Below are 20987 nucleotides of genomic sequence, written 5' to 3' on the forward strand. Positions count from 1 at the left end.
GACCCCGCACGCATCTCTGCCCCCGGCACGGGGCGGTGCCGGGGGCAGAGAGAGCGGCGCGGGCAGAGAGCGGCGGGTGATGGGCTCAGCCGCCGAGGGCTGCCGACACGACGGCGCGGGCCTCGGCCTGCACCTCGGCGAGGTGCTCCGGGCCGCGCAGGCTCTCGGCGTACAGCTTGTAGACGTCTTCCGTGCCCGAGGGGCGGGCCGCGAACCAGGCGTGCTCGGTCTGCACCTTGAGGCCGCCGATCGCCGCACCGTTGCCGGGGGCGTGCGACAGCTTGGCCGTGATCTCCTCGCCGGCGAGGGTCGTGGCCGACACCGCATCGGGCGCCAGCTTGCCGAGCGTGGCCTTCTGCGCGGGCGTCGCCGGGGCGTCGACGCGCTGATAGGCCGAGGCGCCGAACGCCTGCTCCAGCTCGGCGTACCGCTCCGACGGGCTCTTGCCGGTCACGGCGATGATCTCGGCCGCGAGCAGGCACAGCAGGATGCCGTCCTTGTCGGTCGACCAGACCGTGCCGTCCTTGCGGAGGAACGACGCACCGGCCGACTCCTCGCCGCCGAAGGCGACCGAGCCGTCGAGCAGTCCGGGCACGAACCACTTGAAGCCGACGGGGACCTCGAGCAGTCGGCGTCCGAGCGACTCGGCGACACGGTCGATGATCATCGACGACACGAGCGTCTTGCCGATCGCGGCGTCGCGCGGCCACTCCGCACGGTGCGAGAACAGATAGTCGATCGCGACAGCGAGATAGTGGTTCGGGTTCATCAGCCCGGCGTCGGGGGTGACGATGCCGTGGCGATCGGCATCCGCGTCGTTGCCGGTGAGCACGTCGTAGTCGCCCTTCTTGGCGACCAGCGATGCCATCGCCGAGGGGGAGGACGGATCCATGCGGATCTTCTCGTCCCAGTCGAGCGTCATGAAGCGCCACGTCGGGTCGACCTCGGGGTTCACGACGGTCAGGTCGAGGTCGTAGACCTCTTTGATGAGCGCCCAGTACTCGACGGATGCGCCGCCGAGCGGGTCCGCCCCGATGCGGACGCCCGCCTCGCGGATCGCGTCGATGTCGATGATGGTGGCGAGGTCGCGCACATAGGCGTCGCGGAAGTCGTAGCCGGGGATCGCATCCCAGTCGACGTCGGCGAAGCGCTCGCGCTTCACTCCCTCGAGGCCGCCGGCGATGAGCTCGTTGGCGCGGTCGGCGATCCAGCCGGTCGCGTCGGTGTCGGCAGGGCCGCCGTGCGGGGGGTTGTACTTGAACCCGCCGTCGCGCGGCGGGTTGTGCGACGGGGTGACGACGATGCCGTCGGCGCGGCCCGGAGCATCCGCCGCGAGCTCGCGGTTGAAGGTGAGGATCGCGTGGCTGAGCGCGGGCGTCGGCACCCACGAGTCGCGCGAGTCCACGCGCACGTCGACGCCGTTCGCGACCAGCACCTCGATGGCGCTGCGCTCGGCCGGCAGCGACAGGGCGTGGGTGTCGCGGCCGAGGAACAGCGGACCGGTGATGCCCTGGCCCGCGCGGTAGTCGACGATCGCCTGGGTGGTGGCCAGGATGTGGTTCTCGTTGAAGCTGTTCGAGAGCGAGGAGCCCCGGTGGCCGCTCGTGCCGAACGCGACGCGCTCGGCGGCGACATCGGGGTTCGGGACGCGGTCGTAGTAGGCGGCGATCAGCTCGTCGACATCGATCAGATCGGATTCTTCGGCGGGAAGGCCGGCACGGCTCGTCATGCACACAGTCTGCCCCCATCTCGGCATCCGCGCATCTTCTATCGCCTCGCAGGTGCCCTAAGGTGAAACGCGTGACTGAACGCCGCACCTACAGCTATCTCGGCCCTGCCGGCACCTTCACCGAGGCGGCGCTCGACCAGGTCGCCGACGCGCGCGGTCAGGACCGCCGTGCGGTGCACAACGTCGGCGAAGCGCTCGCCGACGTGCTCGAGGGGCGCAGCGACGCGGCCATGATCGCGATCGAGAACTCGATCGAGGGCGGCGTCTCGACCACACAGGATGCTCTGGCCACCCTGCCCGGTCTGCGCATCGTCGGCGAGTACCTCGTGCCCGTGAACTTCGTGCTCGTCGCGCCCCGCGGGACCACGCTGGACGACGTGAAGATCATCGCGGCGCACCCGGTGGCCTACGCGCAGTGCCACGGCTGGCTCGGCGCGAACCTGCCGACGCACTCGCACGTGCCGGCGGCGAGCAACGTCGCCTCGGCGATCGGCGTGCTCGACGGATCGCTGCCCGCGCAGGCGGCGATCGCGGCCCCCGGCGTCGTGAAGCACCTCGACGTCGACGTGCTGGCCGAGGGCATCGGCGACAACGCGCAGGCGGTCACCCGCTTCGTGCTCGTCACCCGCACCACCACCGCACCGGCGCCGACCGGGGCCGACAAGACCTCGCTGATCGTCGAGCTGCCGAACGACCACCCCGGTTCGCTGCTCGAGATGCTCGAGCAGTTCTCGACCCGCGGCATCAACCTGTCGCTCATCCAGTCGCGGCCGATCGGCGACGAGCTCGGGCGGTACCGGTTCGTGATCGACGCCGACGGGCACATCGAGCACGAGCGCATGGCCGACGCCCTGCTCGGCATCCGCCGCTTCAGCCCGCGCGTGGTCTTCCTCGGGTCGTACCCCCGCGCAGACCGGCAGATCGTGCAGTACCCCGAGCGCTACGACGACGACGTGTTCGTCGAGGCGCGCGACTGGCTGCGGGGCATCCTGAGCGGCGAGCCCGAGGCCTGACGAGGCTCCCACGGCCGTTCTTCTCGATCAGTCCTCGATCACTTCCGGATCACATCGGGGAGGCAGCCACGGAGAGGGCGTCAGGAGTCCGTCTCGGATGCGCGCCAGGTCACGGCGAGCCCGGTGATCGCTGAGACCGCCGCTGCCGTGTCTTCGCGGGTGCCCCCGGCGCGACCGGCCGCGAGGCCTGCGAGGTAGGCGCTGAGCGGTGCGGCGGGGCGGGCGACGCCGTGCGCGACGTCACGGGCGAGGTTCAACAGCAGGGCGACATCGACCGACTCGCGGTCGATGTCCAGGGCCTCGCAGACGGCCGTGGTCCAGTCGTCGAGTGCCTCGACCGGAAGGTGCGTCGGGGTGTCGGTCATGTCGTCTCCTCGTCGAGAGTGCCGGCACGCCGGGGTGCGCGTGTGGCGTCGCTCATGCGTGCGCGGGCTCGTTCCAGATCGTCCCACGTGTCGATGTCGGCTGCCAGCCCACCCGCGTCCACCGTGGTGAGCGTCAGCCCGCCGAGCAGCGACCGTGCCGAGGCATCCCGGCCCGCGTCGGGGAGGGCCTGCACCGCAGCACGCAGGGGGCCGACGCGGTAGCGGGCGGTCAGCCACTGCATCCGGCCAGAGCTGTCCGTCAGGCAGATGCCGTCTTCGTCGGCGGAGAGCGGATGCCGGCGCAGCAGCGCGACCGCCGCGTCGGCGTGCGGCACATCGGCCGCGAGCACGTAGACCTCGGCCGTGTCGAGGCGCGCGAGCCCCGCGGCGATCGCCGCGACCGGGCCGCCGAACGGCGGGGTCTCCTGCGTCCAGACCACGACTCCGCTGACCGGCATCCGCGGGCCGACCACGATCACCGGGTCGCAGTCCGCGACCGCGGCGACCACGTGATCGAGAAGCGTGCGCCCGCCGACCTCGAGCAACGGCTTCGCGGCGCCGCCCAGGCGCGATGCCCGTCCTCCTGCGAGGACGATCGCCGCGGTCCCGGTCGACGAGGTCACGACAGCAGCATCACGTCGACGAGGTCCCCGGGCGCGATGCCGGCCACCTCTGCCGGCACGACCGCGTAGGCATCCGCCCGGGCGAGGCCCGCGGCCAGGTGCGAGCCCGACGACCCGTCGGCCGCGGCCGGGCGCACCGTCCACGCCGCAGGAACGGAGCGATCGAGGGTCACCGGCACGTACTGCGTACGCCCGAGCGGGCTGCGCCACCCGGCCCCGGCCGGCATCCGCAGCGTCGGACGCCGCAGGTCGGAACGCCCCTGCAGCGCGAGGAGCGCCGGCCGCACGAACGCCTCGAACGCCACCGCGACGCTCGCCGGGTTGCCGGGCAGGCCGAAGACCAGGGCGTCGTCGATGCGGCCGAACGCCTGCGGCCTGCCGGGCTGCATCGCCACGGCGACGAACGCGATGCGATCGCGGAGCACGTTCTTGACCACCTCGTGAGCCCCCGCGCTGACTCCGCCCGAGGTGACGACGACATCGGCGCGGGCATCCGTGATCGCGCGGTCGAGCAGGGCCGAGAGGGCGGCGTCGTCGTCCGTCACCGTGTCGACCGAGACGATCTCGGCTCCCGCCTCGACGCACAGCGACGCGAGCAGTACCGAGTTCGACTCGGGGATCTGGCCAGGGGCGAACTCGCCGCGGGACGGGGCGAGTTCGCTGCCCGTCGAGATCACCGCGACGCGGGGGCGGCGGCGGACGAGGATGCTGTCGACCCCGACCACAGCGCACGCGGTCATCTGCAGAGGGCCGACGACGGAGCCGGCCGGAGCGATCTCGCTGCCCGCTCGCAGCTCCTCGCCACGCCGGCGGATGTTCGCGCCCTCCCGGGCGGGTGCTGCGGTGACCACTGCGGGCGCCTCGATGCTCTGCAACCCGTCCCGTGTGTGCTCGAACGGCACCACGGCGGTGGCCGTGGGCGGAACCGGGGCGCCCGTCATGATCCTGACGGCGTCGCCGGGGGTGAGCTCGGGCTGCGCGGTCGAGCCGGCAGGCAGGTCGGCGATCACCCGCAGCTCGATCGGATGCTCGGCGGTCGCCGCCGCGACGTCGGGGTGGCGCACGGCGTATCCGTCCATCGCGGAGTTGTCGAACAGCGGCACGTCCACGCGGGCGAGCACCGGCGCGGCGAGCGTGCGCCCGGCGGCGTCCCTGACCCGGACGCTCTCGCCCGCGAGTGGGGCCACGGTCGCGAGCAGCGTCGCGAGATGCTCCTCGACCGTCACCAGTGCGGGAGGGGCATCGGAGTGCGCGAGGGGCATGGAGTCAGCGTACGACGGTCGCGGACACGGCCCGCGACCGTTGCACCCCCTGCGCTCCCCGTCTGTGTCAGTGCTCGCGGAACATCGGCCAGGCGCTGCCCGGCGTCATGTGCGAGTGCAGCGCACCCTTCGCCGACTCGAGGGTCGGATAGGTGCCCGTCGCGGCATCGGATCCGGCCATGACGACGGTGTATCCCTCGTCATCGTGTCGGATGCTGCCGACGACCCCGTTCGTCCCGTACGCCACCCAGAGGGCCAGGGTCTTGGTCGTGCTCATCATCGAACCCCTTCCGTTGCTCGTGACGCTACGCCCAGGCGCACCGGAATACCAGCCCTTGATCCGGGCCTGTCTCATCCCCTTCATCCTCTCCCGCTCGCCCTCCTGTCCCCCCTGCGGCGCCCCTGCGGTGCCCCGCGCGGCGCCCGTGCTGGGGCGGGTCAAAATCGCGCCCGATATCCGCGTTTCCGGTGCGACTTTGACCCCGCATCGTGTCGCGGCGCGGTTTTGACCCCGCCCAGCTGCGGGGCGGGCGATCGTCGGCGGAGAGGGGCCGCCGAGGGCGCGGTGACTCCGGGCGGAGCATCAGCGGGATGCGATCGCACGGCGAATGCGGTCCAGAAGCGACCGCCCGCGCTCGGCCAGGTCGAGCTGGGTCACTCGGATCACGATCCATCCGAGGTCCTCGAGCTCCCTCTGTCGTTGAATGTCCCGACGCCACTGGGTGCGGCTCGTGCGGTGACCGTCGCCCTCGTACTCGATCGTGATCCTGAGGTCGGGGTACGCCAGGTCGGTCCTCGCCACGAGACGCCCGCCCTCGCGGATCTCGTACTGCACCTCTGGTTCGGGAAACCCTCCATCCACGATGAGGAGTCGCGTTTCCGTCTCTTTGGGAGATTCGACTCCATCGCGCGCTCGGGGAAGCGCATCGCGGACCCGTCGGCTTCCCGGAAATCGACCCCAGAGCCGGAGATGGTGCTCGATGTCGGTCACTGTCAGGCGAGGACGTCCGGTCCGCAGCCCGGGATAGTTGTCGGATGCGGTGATGAGAGCGTCGATCGCGACGACGATCTCGTCGCTGCTGAGTGCTCCGGCGCACATGAACAGCGCCGTCACCGGATCGACGATCGGGATATCGCCGATGTGCCATGTGCGTGCTCTTCCGTCCGCCAGTCGGCGGCCAATGATCCCGCGACTTCGGATACGCGCCGAGCCCGTCGTGACCACGACGATGAGCGGATCGTCGATGTCCCAGAGTCCCGGGTGCGGACACCCCCACATTCTCATCGCCGTCTCGCCGCCGATGAGCTGCCCCTGGCGGAGCCGGGGAGCGAGAGCCGCGACTCGTTGCAGCGGAGTCGCGGGCGCCGTGATCGATCGCACGCCGTGGAACGGGCGCTCGAGGTCGCGGGCCGAGGCGCGATGCCGGCCTATCCCCGCGGCCTCAGCCTGTCGAAGCGTGAAGTGATGTCCGAGTTCGTCGGGTAGTGGGATCCGATGTCGCATCGGCTCAGGCTCGACCACCGCGGTCGAGTCCGGATGCACCATCGCCCGGCATCCCCGAAGGATGTGGACAAGTCGTGCATGTGGAAGACCCGTCAGCCCGTCACAAGCTGTCGTGCGGGGTCGATTCCGCACCCGAATCGGCCCCGTGCGGTGCAAAAATGACCCCGCACAGACACAGGGGGCCTGTGGGTGAACGCGATCAGAGCGCGGCGGCGACCAGCTCGAGCGTCTGCGCGCGCCCCGCGGCCGAGTCGCGCGGCTCGGACTCGTACGCCCCGGCGACCGGCGACAGCATGACCTCGTCGACGCCCCACTTCGCGGCGAACGCGCGCACCTCGTCGGCGACCGACTCGCCCGTTCCGACGAACCACCGTGCGCGGGCGGCCTCGACGACCTGGTCGGTCGCGGCATCCGGCTCGGCTGCCAGCGCCTCTTCGACCGTCTCGAGGGCGATGAGCGGCTTGTTCAGCCGCAGGCGCGACATCATGCGCAGCTGCGGGAGAGCGCGAGCCTCCGCCTCTTCCTGCGTGGGCGAGGCGACGACGTTGACCGTGAGGAACGTGCGCGGCTCGGGATGCTCCTCGCTCGGCTGGTAGCCGGTGCGGTAGAGGTCGAGCGCGCGCTCGAGGCCCTGGCCCGAGAAGTGGTTCGCGAAGACATAGGGCAGGCCGTGCGAGGCCGCGAGCTGGGCTGAGTAGTCGCTCGATCCGAGCAGCCACACCTCGGGGCTGCCGGTGGCCGAGGGCGTCGCGTGCACGGTGTACTCGCCGCCAGAGGTGAAGCGCACGGTCGCGCCCTCTCCCGAGATGAGGGCGGCGATGTCCTGCACGTTGCGCGGGAACTGCTCGACGTCGCTCGTCGTGCCCGATCCGCGCAGGAGCTGGGTGATCACGGGGTCGCTGCCGGGTGCGCGGCCGAGGCCGAGGTCGATGCGGCCCGGGGCGATCGCCTCGAGCGCGGCGAACTGCTCGGCGACGATCAGCGGAGCGTGGTTCGGCAGCATGACGCCACCGGACCCCAGGCGGATCTGCGTCGTGCGCATAGCGGCCGCGGCGATCAGCACCGGGGGAGTGGTGGATGCCACGGCGGGCATGTTGTGGTGCTCGGCGAACCAGTAGCGACGGTAGCCGAGCCGGTCGGCCGTCGCCGCGAGAGACAGGGAGGCGGAGATCGCCTCGGCGCTGGTCTGCCCGGTGCGAACCGGGACGAGGTCGAGAACGGAGAGCGCTGTGGAAGTCATCCCGGGGTGCAACGACGGGGGCGGGTGCAGAATTCCCACCCGCCCCCGTGTGAGAGGCCGTAATCAGGGGTGCGTCGGCGCCACCCCTGAGCCTCAGGCGGCGATCGACTGCCGGCTGTCGCTGGACTCGACCTCGATCTTGCGTGGCTTCGCGCGCTCGCTGACCGGGATGATCACCGAGAGCACGCCGCTGTCGTACGAGGCGCTGATCGCATCGAGATCGACGCCGTCGCCGAGCGAGAACTGACGCAGGAAGGAGCCGGCGCCGCGTTCGCGGGCGAGCCAGCGGACCCCTTCGCGACCGTCTGCCGTGCGCTGGGCGCGGATCGTGAGCTGTCCGCCGTCGAGGTCGACGTCGATCGACCCCGGATCGATGCCGGGAAGGTCGGCGTGCAGCACGTACCTGTCGCCGTCGCGGTAGAGGTCCACCGGCATGAGACGCGGTGCGCGGACGGAGTCCAGCACGCTCGCGGCGAAGCGGTCGAGCTGACTGAACGGGTCGAAGGACATGGCCATGAGTGTCTCCTTTCGTGTGGCCCTGATGGGCACGAGCAGTGCAGATTATCTGCACCAATGAATATAGATTTTTTATAGAACAGATCGGGATAGGATGCAAGTCCCGCGGGAGGAAGGTTCTGATGGCAGATCGCGACTCGAGCATGCCGGTGTACGGAATCGCCGTCGCCGCCCAGCTCAGCGGCGTTCCCGAGGCCAGCCTGCGACTGTTCGAGGCGAAGGGACTGCTCTCGCCCGCCCGCAGCGACGGCGGAACGCGTCGGTACAGCGATGACGACCTCGAGCGCATCCGTCGGGTGACCGGGCTCCGTGTCGAAGGCATCAACATCGTCGGCATCCGACGTGTGCTCGACCTGGAGGACGAGAATGCCGTGCTCCGCGACGAACTGGCCGACGGCCAGGGCTGATCGGCCCCAGACCTCCGGCTGACGAGCGGCGGCCCAGTACCGTAAAGGCATGGATGCGGAGATCTTCTACGTGCTCGTCGGTGCTGTGATCGTCGCGGCGATCGCCCGATGGCGCGGGTGGCCGGCGCCGCTGCTCGTCACGGTCGTCGCGCTCGCCGCATCCTTCCTGCCCTTCGTGCCCGACGTCGAGATCGACGGGCACCTGCTGCTCAACCTCGTGCTGCCGCCGCTGCTGTACTCGGCGGCGCTGGACGTGTCGTTCGTCGGCTTCAAGCGCAGCCTCCCGCAGATCCGCCGCCTCGGCATCACCCTCGTGCTGCTCACCGCGCTGGCCGTGGGGCTCGTGGCGTGGTGGATCCTGCCGTCTCTGACGCTGCCCGGAGCCCTGCTGCTCGGCGCGATCGTCGCGCCGCCCGACGCCGTCTCGGCCGCCGCCATCGGCCGCAAGCTCGGGCTGCCCCGCCGCATCATGACCGTGCTGTCGGGGGAGAGCCTGATCAACGATGCGACCTCGCTCACGCTCTACCGCGTGTTCGCCGCGATCATCGCGGGAGCCACCCTCACCGTCTGGGACGGCGTGTGGCAGTTCCTGCTCGCCGTCGGTGTCGGCATCGCCGTGGGGCTCGTGTTCGGCATCGTGCTGCATCAGCTGCGCATGCGCATCAACGACGCCGTCGTGATCGGCACGTTCGGGCTGCTCGCACCCTTCGGCGCCTATGCGATCGCCGAGCACCTGCTCGGATCGGGTGTCCTCGCCGTCGTCGCGATGGGCCTGTACGTCGGATACAACTCCCCGCGCACCGACTACACGACCCGTCAGCAGGAGGCGCCGCTCTGGCTCTCGGCCGACCTGCTGCTCGAGAGCTTCGTGTTCGCGTACATCGGACTGCAGTTCCCGCGTGTGCTCAGCGACCTCGGTGGCGAGGAGGTCGGGCGCATCCTGCTGCTCTCGGGCGCCGTGCTGCTCGTCGTTCTCGTGGTGCGCCCGCTCTACGTGTATCCCGCGAACGGGTGGGCGAATCGCCAGGACCGCCGGCGTCTCGAGCGCTGGGACCGCACGGTCGAGTCCGGCGCGTTCGACGAACGGCGCCGGGAGTCTAAGCGATGGAAGGACTACAGCGCCGAAGAGCTGCGGTCCAAGATCGTGCGCGACCGCATGGCCGGTCTGCAGCTGACCTGGAAGGACAACGCCGTCATCTCGTGGGCGGGCATGCGCGGCGTGGTGACGCTCGCGACCGCGCTCGCCGCGGCCGATCTCGCGGCGCTCGACACCGAGCCCTCGCACGCGATCGTGGTGGTCGCCTTCGTCGTGACCGTGGGCACGCTGCTGCTGCAGGGGCTGACGCTGCCGCTGCTGATCCGCGGACTCGGCATCGCGAGCGACGTCGATGATGACGACGACGAGAAGGCGATCGCCGAGGTCAAGGCCAAGAGCCGCGAGGCGGGCAAGGCGTTCCTCGCCGAGAAGCGCATCGAGTGGGAGGCCAAGTACGGCAGCGTCGACATCGGGGTGTTCGACGCGTTCACGAAGCGCATGACCCGGGTCGAGAGAGACACCGATGAGGCGCAGCAGGTCGAGGATGCCGTCGCGAGGCCCTCGTACGACGACCTCGTCGCACTCTCGCGGGGGTGGCTGCAGGTGCGACGCGACATCCTTCTCGCCGAGCGCGACGCGGGCAACCTCGACGAGGAGGTCATGCGCGAGCTGATGACCGCGATGGATGCCGAAGAACTGGCGCTCGACACCCGCGGTGCGACTCGTCAGCAGGGGCGCGCCTAGCGCGGAGCGCGCCCACCGCACGAGAGAGCGCCCCGTCCCGGTGGGGGCGAGGCGCTCTCTCGTGCGATGCGGGGTCAGCGGCTGCCGGCCGGCTCCTTCTCGGATGCCGCGGGATCCGTCTCCGGGGCGTCGTCCTCGGAGTCGTCGGCGAACGGAAGGCCCTCGCGCGGGGCGTTGTAGAGGTCCTCGTCGAGGATGCCTTCACGCTTGGCGACGATGGCCGGAACGAGTGCCTGGCCTGCGACGTTGACCGCGGTGCGGCCCATGTCGAGGATCGGGTCGATCGCGAGCAGCAGGCCGACGCCCTCGAGCGGCAGGCCCAGGGTCGACAGCGTGAGGGTGAGCATGACGGTCGCGCCGGTGGTGCCCGCGGTGGCCGCGGAGCCGACGACCGACACGAGCACGATCAGCAGGTACTGCACGAGGTTGAGCTCGATGCCGAAGAACTGCGCGACGAAGATCGCGGCGATCGCCGGGTAGATCGCGGCGCAGCCGTCCATCTTGGTGGTCGCGCCGAACGGCACGGCGAACGAGGCGTAGGAGCGGGGCACGCCGAGGTTGCGCTCGGTGACGCGCTCGGTGAGCGGCAGCGTGCCGATCGACGAGCGGCTGACGAAGGCCAGCTGCACGGCGGGCCACACACCCGAGAAGTACTGCCTGATCGACAGGCCGTTGGTCTTGATGAGGATCGGGTAGACGACGAACAGCACCAGCGCGAGGCCGATGTAGACCGCGATCGCGAACCAGCCGAGCGAGGCGAGCTTCTCCCAGCCGTACTTGACGACCGCCGCGCCGATGAGGCCGAAGGTGCCGAGCGGGGCGATGCGGATGATCCACCACAGCACGCGCTGGATGACCTTGAGCAGCGACTCGGTGAACGCGAGGAACGGCTCGGCCTTCTTGCCGGCCTTGAGGGCCGCGATGCCGACGGCGACCGCGATCACGATGATCTGCAGGATGTTGAAGTTCACGCTCGACGAGAACGTGCCGTCGGTCGCGCCGGCGTTCGTGCTGACGCTCAGCCCGAGGAAGTTCTGCGGGATCAGCCCGAGTAGGAAGTTCCACCAGGTGCCGACGGTGTACGGGTCGCTCGGCTCGAGGCCGTCGCCCGCGCGTGCGCCCGGCTGGATGACGAGGCCGAGCACGATGCCGATGGTCACGGCGATGAACGCGGTGATCGCGAACCACAGCAGGGTCTGTCCGGCCAGGCGCGCGGCGTTCTGCACGCGGCGGAGGTTCGAGATGCTGGCGACGATCGCCGTGAAGATCAGCGGCACGACGGCGGTGCGCAGCAGTGTGACGTACGAGCTGCCGATCGTGTCGAGGGTCGCGGAGAGGCCGTTCGGCTCGGCGGCGGTCGCGCCGAGCTGACGGGCGATCAGGCCGGCGGCGATACCGAGGACGAGGGCCGCGAGGATCTGGAAGCCGAACGAGGTCAGCAGCTTCCGGACGGGTCCGCGGGTGTCTGGCGCCTTCGCGGCGCGGACGGTGGTGCTCATGGGGGTGGAACTCCAGAATCGGTGCGCGCCGAGTGCGCGCGATGTCTTCCACGCTAGGAGCGCGGTCGGATCGTCGGGGCCGACATGACGAAGGATGACGGATGCCGAGGCATCCGTCATCCTTCGTGGTCAGCGGTGGGCGCTGCCGGCCCGGTGGTCCGTCGCGGTGCTACTTCGCGAAGCACTCCTCCTGCTTGTCGGTGAGGATCTGCGTCGTGAGCGCCTTCTCCTCCTCGTTCTTCTGCTTGTCCTCGCCGTCGGCGATGTAGCCCAGGGTCTCGTCGCTCAGCTCGGAGTCGACGAGGGCCTCGGCGAAGCAGGTCGCGGCGTCGTCCGAGATGGCGTCGGGGAGGCCCTGGTCTTCGTAGACCTGCTGGATGCCGTCGGCGACCTGGTCGGCCGTGGGCCGGGCGGACCCGCCGCAGGCCGCGAGCGAGAGCGCGAGAGCGGCGAGGGGAAGAGCCATCAGCAGTCGGGAGCGGGTGCGCGGTGTCCGGTCAGTGGCGATCATGGTGCTGACGGTAGCGGCCCAGCGGGAAGGCGCCGATGGGGTTGCGCTCGGGCGCCGCGCCTCGCTAGCGCCGTCAGCCAGGACGCTCGGCGGGCTCAGGCGAGGACGAGCAGCTCGCCGACCTCGCAGCCGAGGGCATCGCAGATCGCACGCAGTGTGGAGTAGCGGATCGCCCGCGCCCTGTCGTTCTTGAGCACCGACAGGTTCACGATGCTCACGCCGACCCGGGTGCTCAGCTCGGTGAGCGTCATGCCCCGCTCGGCGAGCAGCTCGTCGAGACGGCAGTGGATGCCCGTGGCCTCGTCGTCGTTCTCCGCCGGAGTCATACGAGACCCCTCGTGTCGTTCTCGAGCGCCGCGTTCTCGCGCTGCAGGCGGATGCCCTGGCGGAACGCGGCGGCGATCAGCCCGACCGCCACTCCGGCGGCGAAGAACGGGACGATCGACCAGAACTCGATCGGGTGCACGGGTTCGCCGGCATCGAAGCCGAGGGCCGCCGTCACCCCGTTCAGACCCACGTTCTCGAGGAGGACGATGATCATGGGCGCGAGGGTCAGAGTCCATCCGATCGCGTCGAACGCCCGCGCATTGCCCCGCACGAAGAAGCGTCCACGGAGGAAGTTCCATGCCACGAGCATGATCCCGGCGATCACCACGAGCGGGGCGAGCGCCCACAGCACGAGGGATCCGATGATGGCGGCGGTCGAGACGGCGTCCACCCCGGTGGCGAAGACCATCGCCGACTGCGCGATCCCCTCGACCGACCCCGCCCCGGAGTCCGTGGTCGCGCTGATGGGCTGCTCGTCGATGGGGATCGACCAGGCGATGCCCTGGTCTCTGAACGTACCGAGCACGCGCAGCACGGTGCTGATCGCGGTGACGACCACGGCGGCCGCGCCGAAGAGGATCACCGTGATCGCATCCGCGCTCTGCGACCGTGTCGCGGTCGTCGTGCTCATCAGACGAGTCCCTTCGTGTCGTTCTCGAGGGCCGCATTGTGGCGCTGCAGGCGGTCGCCGATCGCGAAGACCGTCGCGATGAGGGCGATCACGAACGCGGCGAGGATGAAGGTGAACGGCTCGACGGTGATCACGGCGTTGTCGACGGCGTTGTCGGTCACCGCGGCGACGGTGGCGTTGGCGAGCATGTTGTCGAAGAAGCGCACGACCGAGAAGCCCACGAGCCCCGTGATCCCCGCGGTGGCGACCAGGGCGGTGTGGCCGCGGCTGAAGATGCGACCGCGCACGATGCTGCGCGCGAGCAGGATGAGGCATCCGATCACGACGACGATCGTGATGATCTGCGCGACCTGGCCGAGGATGCCGGGCACGGCGGCGGTCGCCGGCAGCTGCGGCGCGGTGATCGTGGCGCTGTCGAGGCCGACGGGGATGCTGCCGCCGGTGCTGAGCGGCAGATCGACCGGCTCACGGTCGCCCGCGAACTCCACGAGCACCGGCACGTTCACACCGCCGGCCAGTTCGATGATCCGGATGATCGAGAACACCGTGATGTACGCGGCGATCACGAATCCCGAGATGCAGAACCCGGTCAGGGCTCCGATGTCGCCGCGGCTGAGGGCGCGGTCCTTGTCCGTCGAGGTCATCATCCACTCCTTATCGATCTTCGATATTACCGATAGTCGTTAACATAACGAGAATCGATAACAGTCGTCAAGACCCCTGCCGGATCGGTCGCCGAGATCGCCGCATGACGCGGCGCTATGCCGACGGCGAACACGGGCATACGTCATCCGCACGGTGGTTACTCTCGATGTACAGGCGCGGAGACCGTCGCAGGACTCAGCGCTTCGCCCCAGTGCGAATAAGGAGTCACAGCATGTTCGAGAGATTCACGGACCGAGCCCGTCGAGTGGTCGTCCTCGCCCAAGAAGAGGCGAAGATGCTCAACCACAACTACATCGGCACCGAGCACATCCTGCTCGGCCTCATTCACGAGGGCGAGGGTGTCGCAGCCAAGGCCCTCGAGAGCCTCGGCATCTCCCTTGACGCCGTTCGCGAGCAGGTTCAGGACATCATCGGCCAGGGTCAGCAGCAGCCGACCGGGCACATCCCGTTCACGCCGCGCGCCAAGAAGGTGCTCGAGCTCAGCCTCCGCGAGGCCCTGCAGCTCGGCCACAACTACATCGGCACCGAGCACATCCTGCTCGGCCTCATCCGCGAGGGCGAGGGTGTCGCAGCCCAGGTGCTCGTCAAGCTGGGCGCCGACCTCAACAAGGTGCGCCAGCAGGTCATCCAGCTGCTGTCCGGTGCCCCCGGACGCGAGCCGGCGGCCGTCGGCGCGCAGTCGAACGACACCCCGAGCGCCCAGGGCGGCTCGCAGGTGCTCGACCAGTTCGGTCGCAACCTGACGCAGGCCGCTCGCGACAACAAGCTCGACCCGGTCATCGGGCGCGAGAAGGAGATCGAGCGGGTCATGCAGATCCTGTCTCGCCGCTCCAAGAACAACCCCGTGCTGATCGGCGAGCCCGGCGTCGGCAAGACCGCCGTCGTCGAGGGCCTTGCGCAGGCGATCGTCAAGGGCGATGTGCCCGAGACGCTGAAGGACAAGCAGCTCTACTCGCTCGACCTCGGCTCCCTCATCGCCGGTTCCCGCTACCGCGGTGACTTCGAGGAGCGCCTGAAGAAGGTCACCAAGGAGATCCGCACGCGCGGCGACATCATCGTCTTCATCGACGAGATCCACACCCTCGTGGGTGCGGGTGCCGCCGAGGGCGCGATCGACGCGGCCAGCATCCTCAAGCCGCTGCTCGCCCGTGGTGAGCTGCAGACGATCGGCGCCACCACGCTCGACGAGTACCGCAAGCACTTCGAGAAGGATGCCGCTCTCGAGCGCCGCTTCCAGTCGATCCAGGTGAACGAGCCGAGCCTCCCTCACACGATCAACATCCTCAAGGGCCTGCGCGACCGGTACGAGGCGCACCACAAGGTGCAGATTACCGACGGCGCGATCGTCGCGGCGTCGAACCTCGCCGACCGATACGTCTCCGACCGGTTCCTGCCGGACAAGGCGATCGACCTGATCGACGAGGCCGGCGCCCGCCTGCGCCTCAGCATCCTGTCGTCGCCGCCCGAGCTGCGGGAGTTCGACGAGAAGATCGCGAACGTCCGCGAGCAGAAGGAGCAGGCGTCCGAGGACCAGGACTTCGAGAAGGCCGCCTCGCTGCGCGACGAGGAGAAGAGTCTCCTCGCCGAGCGTCTGCGCCTCGAGAAGCAGTGGCGTTCGGGCGACGTCGCGACCCAGGCGGTCGTCGACGAGGGCCTGATCGCCGAGGTGCTCGCACAGGCCACCGGCATCCCCGTCTTCAAGCTGACGGAAGAGGAGTCCTCGCGACTCGTCTTCATGGAGAAGGCGCTGCACCAGCGCGTCATCGGTCAGGAAGAGGCCATCGCGGCTCTCTCCAAGACGATCCGTCGTCAGCGCGCCGGCCTCAAGGACCCGAAGCGTCCCTCGGGCTCGTTCATCTTCGCCGGCCCCACGGGTGTCGGAAAGACCGAGCTCGCCAAGGCGCTCGCCGAGTTCCTGTTCGACGACGAGGCCGCGCTGATCTCGCTCGACATGAGCGAGTTCGGTGAGAAGCACACCGTCTCGCGTCTGTTCGGTGCCCCTCCCGGATTCGTCGGATTCGAAGAGGGCGGCCAGCTCACCGAGAAGGTGCGCCGCAAGCCGTTCAGCGTGGTGCTGTTCGACGAGATCGAGAAGGCCCACCCCGACATCTTCAACTCGCTCCTGCAGATCCTCGAAGAGGGTCGCCTGACCGACGGTCAGGGTCGCGTGATCGACTTCAAGAACACCGTCATCATCATGACCACCAACCTCGGTGCTCGTGACATCGCCGGTGGTCCGGTCGGATTCCAGATCGAGGGCGTCAACGCCACGACCTACGAGCGGATGAAGGGCAAGGTCAACGAAGAGCTCAAGCGCAACTTCAAGCCCGAGTTCCTCAACCGTGTCGACGACATCATCGTGTTCCCGCAGCTGTCGAAGGACGAGCTCGTGCAGATCGTCGATCTGTTCACGAAGCGTCTGGGCGAGCGTCTGCTCGACCGCGACATGACGATCGAGCTCTCGCAGGCCGCCAAGGAGCGGCTCATCGAGATCGGGTTCGACCCGGCACTCGGTGCCCGACCGCTGCGTCGCGCGATGCAGCACGAAGTCGAGGACCGTCTGTCCGAGAAGATCCTCCACGGCGAGCTGAACCCCGGCGACCACGTGAAGGTCGACTCGAAGGACGGCGAGTTCCTCTTCGAGCACGGTCCGCGCGGCGAGCAGGTCGCGGTCGGCGTCAACACCGGCGGAGCGATCCCCGGCACCCCCGACCTGGCCATCGCCAGCGGCGAGTGATCACCGACACAGCGGACAATCCCTGAGACAGAAGGGGCGGATGCGAGAGCATCCGCCCCTTCTGCGTGCGTGCGGGACATCGGGGATGCGGCGTCGATTCAGGCTCCGCGGAGGTGGCCGGTTCTAGGCTGGATGCCGTGAGCGAGTACATCGTCCGTCCGGCGCGCAGCGCCGACATCGTCGGCATCCGCGCCCTCCTGCAGCCGATGGTCGAACAGCGCATCCTGCTCGGCAAAGACCTGGCGGTGCTCTACGGCGCCGTGCAGGAGTTCGTCGTGGCCGAGGCCGGCGGGCAGCTGATCGGGTGCGGGGCGCTGCACGTGTTCTGGGAGGACCTCGGCGAGGTGCGCACCCTGATGGTGCGCGATGACTGGCTGCACCACGGTGTGGGCGGCGCGATCGTCGGCCACCTCGAGCAGAACGCCCGGGTCCTCGGGCTGAGCCGCCTCTTCTGCCTGACGTTCGAGGTCGACTTCTTCGGCCGGCGCGGGTACACCCCCATCGGCGAGCAGGTCGTCGACCCCGACGTGTACTCGCAGCTGCTGCGCAGCGGCGACGCCGGAGTCGAGGAGTTCCTCGACCTCGCGCATGTGAAGCCGAACACCCTGGGGAACACCAGGATGATCAAGAGCCTCAACTAACCTGGATACATGCCCCGTCAGTCTGCTGCCGTCTATCGTCGCCGGCGACTGGTGACCCTGGTCGCGCTGATCGTGGTTCTCGCGGTGGTCGGCGTCTCGGTGTGGCTCGTGATCGCGCGGCCGTGGGCCGCGGCGACCGAGGCGTCGCCGGTGCCGACCTCGTCGTCGACGCCGGATCCTGCGCCGACACCTGCGCAGAGCGAGCCGCTCACCCCGACGCCCGAGCAGACGCAGGCGGGCGAGACCCCGACCGACGGCCCGAGCGTCGAGGAGTCGCCCGGTATCGTCGCATGCCAGGTCGGCGACATCGAGGTCACGGCGATCACGGATGCCGAGTCCTACCCCGCGGGGGTGCTGCCGAACCTGTCGATCTCGCTCACGAACCGCGGATCCGCGGACTGCACGATCGACGTCGGATCGACCACCCAGCGGTTCACGGTCTCGAGCGGTGACGACGTGTGGTGGCGATCGAGCGACTGCCAGGAGAACCCGAGCAGCATGATCGCGACCCTCGCCGCCGGGGCGACCGTCACGAGCAAGGTCCCGGTCGTGTGGGACCGCACCCGGTCGAGCGTCGACACCTGCGCGCAGGAGAACCGTCCGCGTGCTCCCGGCGGCGGATCGTCGTATCACGTGTCGGTCGAGATCGGCGGCTTCCCCGCGGCGACCACCGCGCAGATCCTGCTGTACTGACCGGGCCCGCGTCGGCGCGCCCGCGCCCGACCGGTGCTGACACCACCCCTTCTTTGGGATACCATAGAGATGGTTCTCTTGAACTCTGCGGCGCATGCCATCCCCAGTGGCGTCGACTCATAGCGTCCCCAGCGCTTCGACATGCCGCTCGAGAGCCCCGCGGGCCCTTTCGACTGCTCCCATCCCCAATGGACACTCGAGAGGGCCCCACTCTTTTCCGCGACGGCGCTTCCGGCCCGGGAGAGCTGTGATGCCCGCACCGTGAATAAGCTGGAGTCATGGCATCGAAGAAGGCGAAGTCCGGCAAGAACAAGCCCGCACCCGAGGACTTCCGGTCGGATGCTCTCGCGCAGGCCCTCGAGAAGCAGGACATCGCTGCGGTCGCTCTGGCGCTGCGTCACGGCACCACCGTCGTGCCGCTGATCAAGCCCGGCGCGCGCGACAACCCGCTCGACAGCGGCGAGGTGTGGACGTACCGCGACCCGAACTCCGGCGACCTCGCGCTGCTGCTGTTCAGCGATGCGAAGAACAAGCCCGAGAACCTGCCCCCGGGCGTCGGCATCTACACCGCGGAATGGCTGCGGAAGTTCCTGGCCACGCACCCGATCACGACCGTGTTCCTCGACATCGCGGGGCCGCACCCCATGCAGGCCTCGCCCGAGGAGATCCTCAAGGCGCTCGACGCCTGACCCGCCCGCTGCTCAGAAGGGCGGGATGTCGCGTTCGGGTCGTCGCGACGTGTTGCGGGCGCGGACGTCGTTCAGCGCCGCGCGCAGCGTCTTGGATCGATCGTCGACGACCTGCTCGTAGCCGAGGCGCGAGGCCTCGGATCGGCGCTGCGCCGACTGCGTCACGGGGCGGATCTCTCCGGCCAGGCTGAGCTCGCCGACTGCGGCGACGGTGCGCGGAACCCGGATCTGCTGGATGGAGCCGGCGACGGCGACCGCGATCGCCAGATCGGCCGCAGGCTCGGTGAAGCGCACGCCGCCGACCGTCGACACGTACACGTCGAGGTTGCTCGTCTTGATGCCCGCGCGTCGTTCGAGGATCGCGAGCACCATGGCCACGCGTGACGCGTCGAGTCCGTGCACGACGCGGCGCGGGTTCGGTGCGGCGGTGTCGATCGTGAGCGCCTGCACCTCGACGGGCAGAGCGCGCCGGCCCTCGAGCGAGATGGCGACGCAGGTGCCTGGCTCGGTCTCGCCCTGCGAGAGGAAGAGGCCCGAGGGATCGGGCACCTCGGCGATGCCGTCGCCGGTCATCTCGAAGCATCCGACCTCGTCTGTCGGCCCGAAGCGGTTCTTGAGCGCGCGGATGAAGCGCAGCGAGGTCTGCCGGTCGCCCTCGAAGTGGCAGACCACGTCGACCAGGTGCTCGAGCACGCGCGGCCCCGCGACCTGACCGTCTTTGGTCACATGGCCGACGATGATGATCGGCAGCCCGCGGTCCTTCGCGACCCGGATCAGCGTGGCCGCGACCTCGCGCACCTGGCTCGGCTGACCGGCCGCGCCGTCGATGAGCGACGACGAGACGGTCTGCACCGAGTCGACGATGACGAGCTGAGGCTGCACCGCGTCGATGTGGCCGAGGATCGTCGCGAGGTCGGTCTCGCTCGCGAGGTAGAGCTCGTCGTGCAGCGCCCCGGTGCGCTCGGCGCGCAGACGCACCTGCCCGGGGGATTCCTCGGCGCTCGCATAGAGCACGCGTCGGCCGCCTCGCGCGGCCTGCGCCGCCACCTCGAGCAGCAGCGTCGACTTGCCGACGCCCGGCTCGCCGCTGAGCAGGATCGCGGCGCCGGGCACGATGCCGCCGCCGAGCACCCGGTCGAACTCGCCGACCCCGCTCGTGCGCCGAGGCGCGTCGCGCGTGGTGATCTGCGTGATCGGCCGCGCGGCACGGTCGGCCGTCGGCGCGAGGGCGGTGACGCGGCTCAGGATGCCGGTCTGCGCGCTCTGCTCCTGCACGGTTCCCCACTGCTGGCATTCACCGCACCGACCCACCCACTTGGCGGTCGTCCATCCGCATTCCGTGCAGACATAGGCAGGGGGAGCGGGTTTGCGGGTGGCCATGCAGCCAGGCTATCGCCGGTATCCGACATCCCTATTGCGTGGCGCATTATTCACGGCCGAACCCCTCCCGTCGGCGGTGGCACAACGGGATACTGGGTTCATGGCCAACGGCGGGCCCGTCTGCGGGCCGATCTCGAGCTTCTCGCGCGTGCGGATACTGCACGCGCTGTTCGAGGGCGGCGCCGGACAGGCCGGCAGCGGACAGCCGCGTTCCGAGCGCACGATCGGCGAGCTGTGCGAGGCCACCGGGCTCCACCCCAACACGGTGCGCGAGCACCTGCAGCGCCTGATCGAGGGCGGCTACGTCATCCAGGCCAGCGAGCACCGCACCACCCGCGGGCGGCCGCGCACCCTGTACAGCGCCGCGACCGGAACCAGCGACGCCTCCAGCCCCATCGCTCGCGACAAGGCCAAGGCCGCCGCCGAGCGCGGCGATCTCCTGCGCCGCGTGCTTCCCGCATCCGCATCCGCTCTGGGCCGCGACGCGACCTACCAGCTGGACGCCCTGATCGAACACTTGGAGGAGAGCGGCTTCGAGCCCGTCGTCGATGACGAGCAGCTCACCGTCGATCTCAGCCCGTGCCCGCATGCCGCGGGTCGCGCCGAAGACCGTCCGATGCTGTGCTCCGTGCACCTCGGTCTCATGCAGGGGGTGCTCACCGAAGCCGGTGGGCCGCTCGCTGCCGAGGCCGTGCGCGCCTCCGCCCTCCCGGCGGACTGCGTTGTACAGCTGCGCCTGACGGAGATGACCGCCGCCTAGGCGAGCATCTGACT

22 protein-coding genes are annotated in these 20987 nt (G+C 69.6%); 8 read left to right on the plus strand and 14 right to left on the minus strand.

Annotation, left to right across the window (positions count from 1 at the left end; translation table 11 throughout):
- Positions 1-85 precede the first annotated feature (85 nt).
- Positions 86-1729 carry a phosphoglucomutase (alpha-D-glucose-1,6-bisphosphate-dependent) gene (gene pgm / locus HWD99_RS17280; protein ID WP_241797430.1) on the minus strand — a complete coding sequence of 548 codons (1644 nt, stop codon included), beginning with the start codon at positions 1727-1729 and terminating at the stop codon, positions 86-88.
- Positions 1730-1791: 62 nt separating this feature from the next.
- On the opposite strand from pgm, the gene pheA reads away from it, so the two are divergent.
- The gene (pheA, locus tag HWD99_RS17285) at positions 1792-2742 is read left to right on the plus strand and encodes a prephenate dehydratase (RefSeq protein ID WP_241797431.1); all 951 of its coding nucleotides are present in this window, start codon (positions 1792-1794) and stop codon (positions 2740-2742) included.
- Between the two features lie 80 nt (positions 2743-2822).
- On the opposite strand, the gene HWD99_RS17290 is transcribed toward pheA, so the two are convergent.
- From HWD99_RS17290 to HWD99_RS17320, 7 genes are all read right to left on the minus strand, one after another.
- On the minus strand, positions 2823-3107 hold the full coding sequence (locus HWD99_RS17290; RefSeq protein ID WP_241797432.1) for a DUF6457 domain-containing protein: 285 nt from the start codon (positions 3105-3107) through the stop codon (positions 2823-2825).
- A complete protein-coding gene (locus HWD99_RS17295; RefSeq protein ID WP_241797433.1) occupies positions 3104-3730 on the minus strand; it encodes a molybdenum cofactor guanylyltransferase in 627 nt (208 codons plus the stop codon). The genes HWD99_RS17290 and HWD99_RS17295 overlap by 4 nt, the downstream gene beginning before the upstream one ends.
- Positions 3727-4992: a gephyrin-like molybdotransferase Glp gene (glp, locus tag HWD99_RS17300; protein ID WP_241797434.1), complete on the minus strand. Its 1266-nt coding sequence runs from the start codon at positions 4990-4992 to the stop codon at positions 3727-3729. Before glp ends, HWD99_RS17295 begins: the two co-directional genes overlap by 4 nt.
- Positions 4993-5059: 67 nt before the next feature.
- Positions 5060-5269: a methyltransferase gene (locus HWD99_RS17305; RefSeq protein ID WP_241797435.1), complete on the minus strand. Its 210-nt coding sequence runs from the start codon at positions 5267-5269 to the stop codon at positions 5060-5062.
- A 306-nt stretch (positions 5270-5575) separates the two neighbouring features.
- A complete protein-coding gene (locus HWD99_RS17310) occupies positions 5576-6496 on the minus strand; it encodes an endonuclease domain-containing protein (protein WP_241797436.1) in 921 nt (306 codons plus the stop codon).
- A gap of 199 nt (positions 6497-6695) precedes the next feature.
- Positions 6696-7736: an LLM class flavin-dependent oxidoreductase gene (locus HWD99_RS17315; protein WP_241797437.1), complete on the minus strand. Its 1041-nt coding sequence runs from the start codon at positions 7734-7736 to the stop codon at positions 6696-6698.
- Positions 7737-7829: 93 nt separating this feature from the next.
- Complete coding sequence (locus HWD99_RS17320) at positions 7830-8252, minus strand: Hsp20/alpha crystallin family protein (RefSeq protein WP_241797438.1); 423 nt, start codon at positions 8250-8252, stop codon at positions 7830-7832.
- 122 nt (positions 8253-8374) lie between these two features.
- Between HWD99_RS17320 and HWD99_RS17325 the strand changes: the two genes are divergently transcribed.
- Positions 8375-8659, plus strand: coding sequence for a MerR family transcriptional regulator (locus HWD99_RS17325; protein WP_241797439.1), 285 nt, complete (start codon positions 8375-8377; stop codon positions 8657-8659).
- A 49-nt stretch (positions 8660-8708) separates the two neighbouring features.
- Positions 8709-10439 (plus strand): sodium:proton antiporter, encoded by a 1731-nt coding sequence (locus HWD99_RS17330; RefSeq protein WP_241797440.1) that lies wholly within the window; start codon positions 8709-8711, stop codon positions 10437-10439.
- Positions 10440-10513: 74 nt separating this feature from the next.
- On the opposite strand, the gene HWD99_RS17335 is transcribed toward HWD99_RS17330, so the two are convergent.
- From HWD99_RS17335 to HWD99_RS17355, 5 genes are all read right to left on the minus strand, one after another.
- Positions 10514-11938, minus strand: coding sequence for a dicarboxylate/amino acid:cation symporter (locus HWD99_RS17335; protein WP_241797441.1), 1425 nt, complete (start codon positions 11936-11938; stop codon positions 10514-10516).
- A 169-nt stretch (positions 11939-12107) separates the two neighbouring features.
- A complete protein-coding gene (locus HWD99_RS17340) occupies positions 12108-12449 on the minus strand; it encodes a hypothetical protein (protein ID WP_241797442.1) in 342 nt (113 codons plus the stop codon).
- A 95-nt stretch (positions 12450-12544) separates the two neighbouring features.
- Positions 12545-12775: a helix-turn-helix transcriptional regulator gene (locus HWD99_RS17345; protein WP_241797443.1), complete on the minus strand. Its 231-nt coding sequence runs from the start codon at positions 12773-12775 to the stop codon at positions 12545-12547.
- Positions 12772-13407 carry a DUF2975 domain-containing protein gene (locus HWD99_RS17350; protein ID WP_241797444.1) on the minus strand — a complete coding sequence of 212 codons (636 nt, stop codon included), beginning with the start codon at positions 13405-13407 and terminating at the stop codon, positions 12772-12774. Before HWD99_RS17350 ends, HWD99_RS17345 begins: the two co-directional genes overlap by 4 nt.
- Entirely contained in the window at positions 13407-14051 is a 645-nt protein-coding gene (locus tag HWD99_RS17355) for a DUF2975 domain-containing protein (RefSeq protein WP_241797445.1), read from the minus strand. Before HWD99_RS17355 ends, HWD99_RS17350 begins: the two co-directional genes overlap by 1 nt.
- A gap of 233 nt (positions 14052-14284) precedes the next feature.
- On the opposite strand from HWD99_RS17355, the gene HWD99_RS17360 reads away from it, so the two are divergent.
- The 4 genes from HWD99_RS17360 (at position 14285) to HWD99_RS17375 (ending at position 18833) form a co-directional block, all read left to right on the plus strand.
- Positions 14285-16810 carry an ATP-dependent Clp protease ATP-binding subunit gene (locus HWD99_RS17360; RefSeq protein WP_194764997.1) on the plus strand — a complete coding sequence of 842 codons (2526 nt, stop codon included), beginning with the start codon at positions 14285-14287 and terminating at the stop codon, positions 16808-16810.
- A gap of 137 nt (positions 16811-16947) precedes the next feature.
- Complete coding sequence (locus HWD99_RS17365; RefSeq protein ID WP_241797446.1) at positions 16948-17451, plus strand: amino-acid N-acetyltransferase; 504 nt, start codon at positions 16948-16950, stop codon at positions 17449-17451.
- A 9-nt stretch (positions 17452-17460) separates the two neighbouring features.
- A complete protein-coding gene (locus HWD99_RS17370; protein WP_241797447.1) occupies positions 17461-18144 on the plus strand; it encodes a hypothetical protein in 684 nt (227 codons plus the stop codon).
- A gap of 278 nt (positions 18145-18422) precedes the next feature.
- A complete protein-coding gene (locus tag HWD99_RS17375) occupies positions 18423-18833 on the plus strand; it encodes a dehydrogenase (protein WP_241797448.1) in 411 nt (136 codons plus the stop codon).
- A gap of 12 nt (positions 18834-18845) precedes the next feature.
- Here the strand turns inward: HWD99_RS17375 and radA are convergent, their stop codons facing one another.
- The gene (gene radA / locus HWD99_RS17380; RefSeq protein ID WP_241797449.1) at positions 18846-20213 is read right to left on the minus strand and encodes a DNA repair protein RadA; all 1368 of its coding nucleotides are present in this window, start codon (positions 20211-20213) and stop codon (positions 18846-18848) included.
- Positions 20214-20313: 100 nt separating this feature from the next.
- On the opposite strand from radA, the gene HWD99_RS17385 reads away from it, so the two are divergent.
- A complete protein-coding gene (locus HWD99_RS17385; protein WP_241797450.1) occupies positions 20314-20973 on the plus strand; it encodes a metalloregulator ArsR/SmtB family transcription factor in 660 nt (219 codons plus the stop codon).
- The last annotated feature ends 14 nt before the right edge of the window (positions 20974-20987 follow it).

The organism is Microbacterium sp. C5A9 (assembly GCF_022627955.1).
In the GTDB taxonomy this organism is placed as follows: Bacteria; Actinomycetota; Actinomycetes; order Actinomycetales; family Microbacteriaceae; genus Microbacterium.

What these genes read in the sequence shown, in the direction of transcription:
- pgm (WP_241797430.1), bottom strand. Translation starts at nt 1,729, where the DNA reads ATGACGAGCCGTGCCGGCCTTCCCGCCGAAGAATCCGATCTGATCGAT.
- HWD99_RS17290 (WP_241797432.1), bottom strand. Translation starts at nt 3,107, where the DNA reads ATGACCGACACCCCGACGCACCTTCCGGTCGAGGCACTCGACGACTGG.
- glp (WP_241797434.1), bottom strand. Translation starts at nt 4,992, where the DNA reads ATGCCCCTCGCGCACTCCGATGCCCCTCCCGCACTGGTGACGGTCGAG.
- HWD99_RS17305 (WP_241797435.1), bottom strand. Translation starts at nt 5,269, where the DNA reads ATGAGCACGACCAAGACCCTGGCCCTCTGGGTGGCGTACGGGACGAAC.
- HWD99_RS17310 (WP_241797436.1), bottom strand. Translation starts at nt 6,496, where the DNA reads ATGCGACATCGGATCCCACTACCCGACGAACTCGGACATCACTTCACG.
- HWD99_RS17315 (WP_241797437.1), bottom strand. Translation starts at nt 7,736, where the DNA reads ATGACTTCCACAGCGCTCTCCGTTCTCGACCTCGTCCCGGTTCGCACC.
- HWD99_RS17320 (WP_241797438.1), bottom strand. Translation starts at nt 8,252, where the DNA reads ATGGCCATGTCCTTCGACCCGTTCAGTCAGCTCGACCGCTTCGCCGCG.
- HWD99_RS17325 (WP_241797439.1), top strand. Translation starts at nt 8,375, where the DNA reads ATGGCAGATCGCGACTCGAGCATGCCGGTGTACGGAATCGCCGTCGCC.
- HWD99_RS17330 (WP_241797440.1), top strand. Translation starts at nt 8,709, where the DNA reads ATGGATGCGGAGATCTTCTACGTGCTCGTCGGTGCTGTGATCGTCGCG.
- HWD99_RS17335 (WP_241797441.1), bottom strand. Translation starts at nt 11,938, where the DNA reads ATGAGCACCACCGTCCGCGCCGCGAAGGCGCCAGACACCCGCGGACCC.
- HWD99_RS17340 (WP_241797442.1), bottom strand. Translation starts at nt 12,449, where the DNA reads ATGATCGCCACTGACCGGACACCGCGCACCCGCTCCCGACTGCTGATG.
- HWD99_RS17345 (WP_241797443.1), bottom strand. Translation starts at nt 12,775, where the DNA reads ATGACTCCGGCGGAGAACGACGACGAGGCCACGGGCATCCACTGCCGT.
- HWD99_RS17350 (WP_241797444.1), bottom strand. Translation starts at nt 13,407, where the DNA reads ATGAGCACGACGACCGCGACACGGTCGCAGAGCGCGGATGCGATCACG.
- HWD99_RS17355 (WP_241797445.1), bottom strand. Translation starts at nt 14,051, where the DNA reads ATGACCTCGACGGACAAGGACCGCGCCCTCAGCCGCGGCGACATCGGA.
- HWD99_RS17360 (WP_194764997.1), top strand. Translation starts at nt 14,285, where the DNA reads ATGTTCGAGAGATTCACGGACCGAGCCCGTCGAGTGGTCGTCCTCGCC.
- HWD99_RS17370 (WP_241797447.1), top strand. Translation starts at nt 17,461, where the DNA reads ATGCCCCGTCAGTCTGCTGCCGTCTATCGTCGCCGGCGACTGGTGACC.
- HWD99_RS17375 (WP_241797448.1), top strand. Translation starts at nt 18,423, where the DNA reads ATGGCATCGAAGAAGGCGAAGTCCGGCAAGAACAAGCCCGCACCCGAG.
- radA (WP_241797449.1), bottom strand. Translation starts at nt 20,213, where the DNA reads ATGGCCACCCGCAAACCCGCTCCCCCTGCCTATGTCTGCACGGAATGC.
- HWD99_RS17385 (WP_241797450.1), top strand. Translation starts at nt 20,314, where the DNA reads ATGGCCAACGGCGGGCCCGTCTGCGGGCCGATCTCGAGCTTCTCGCGC.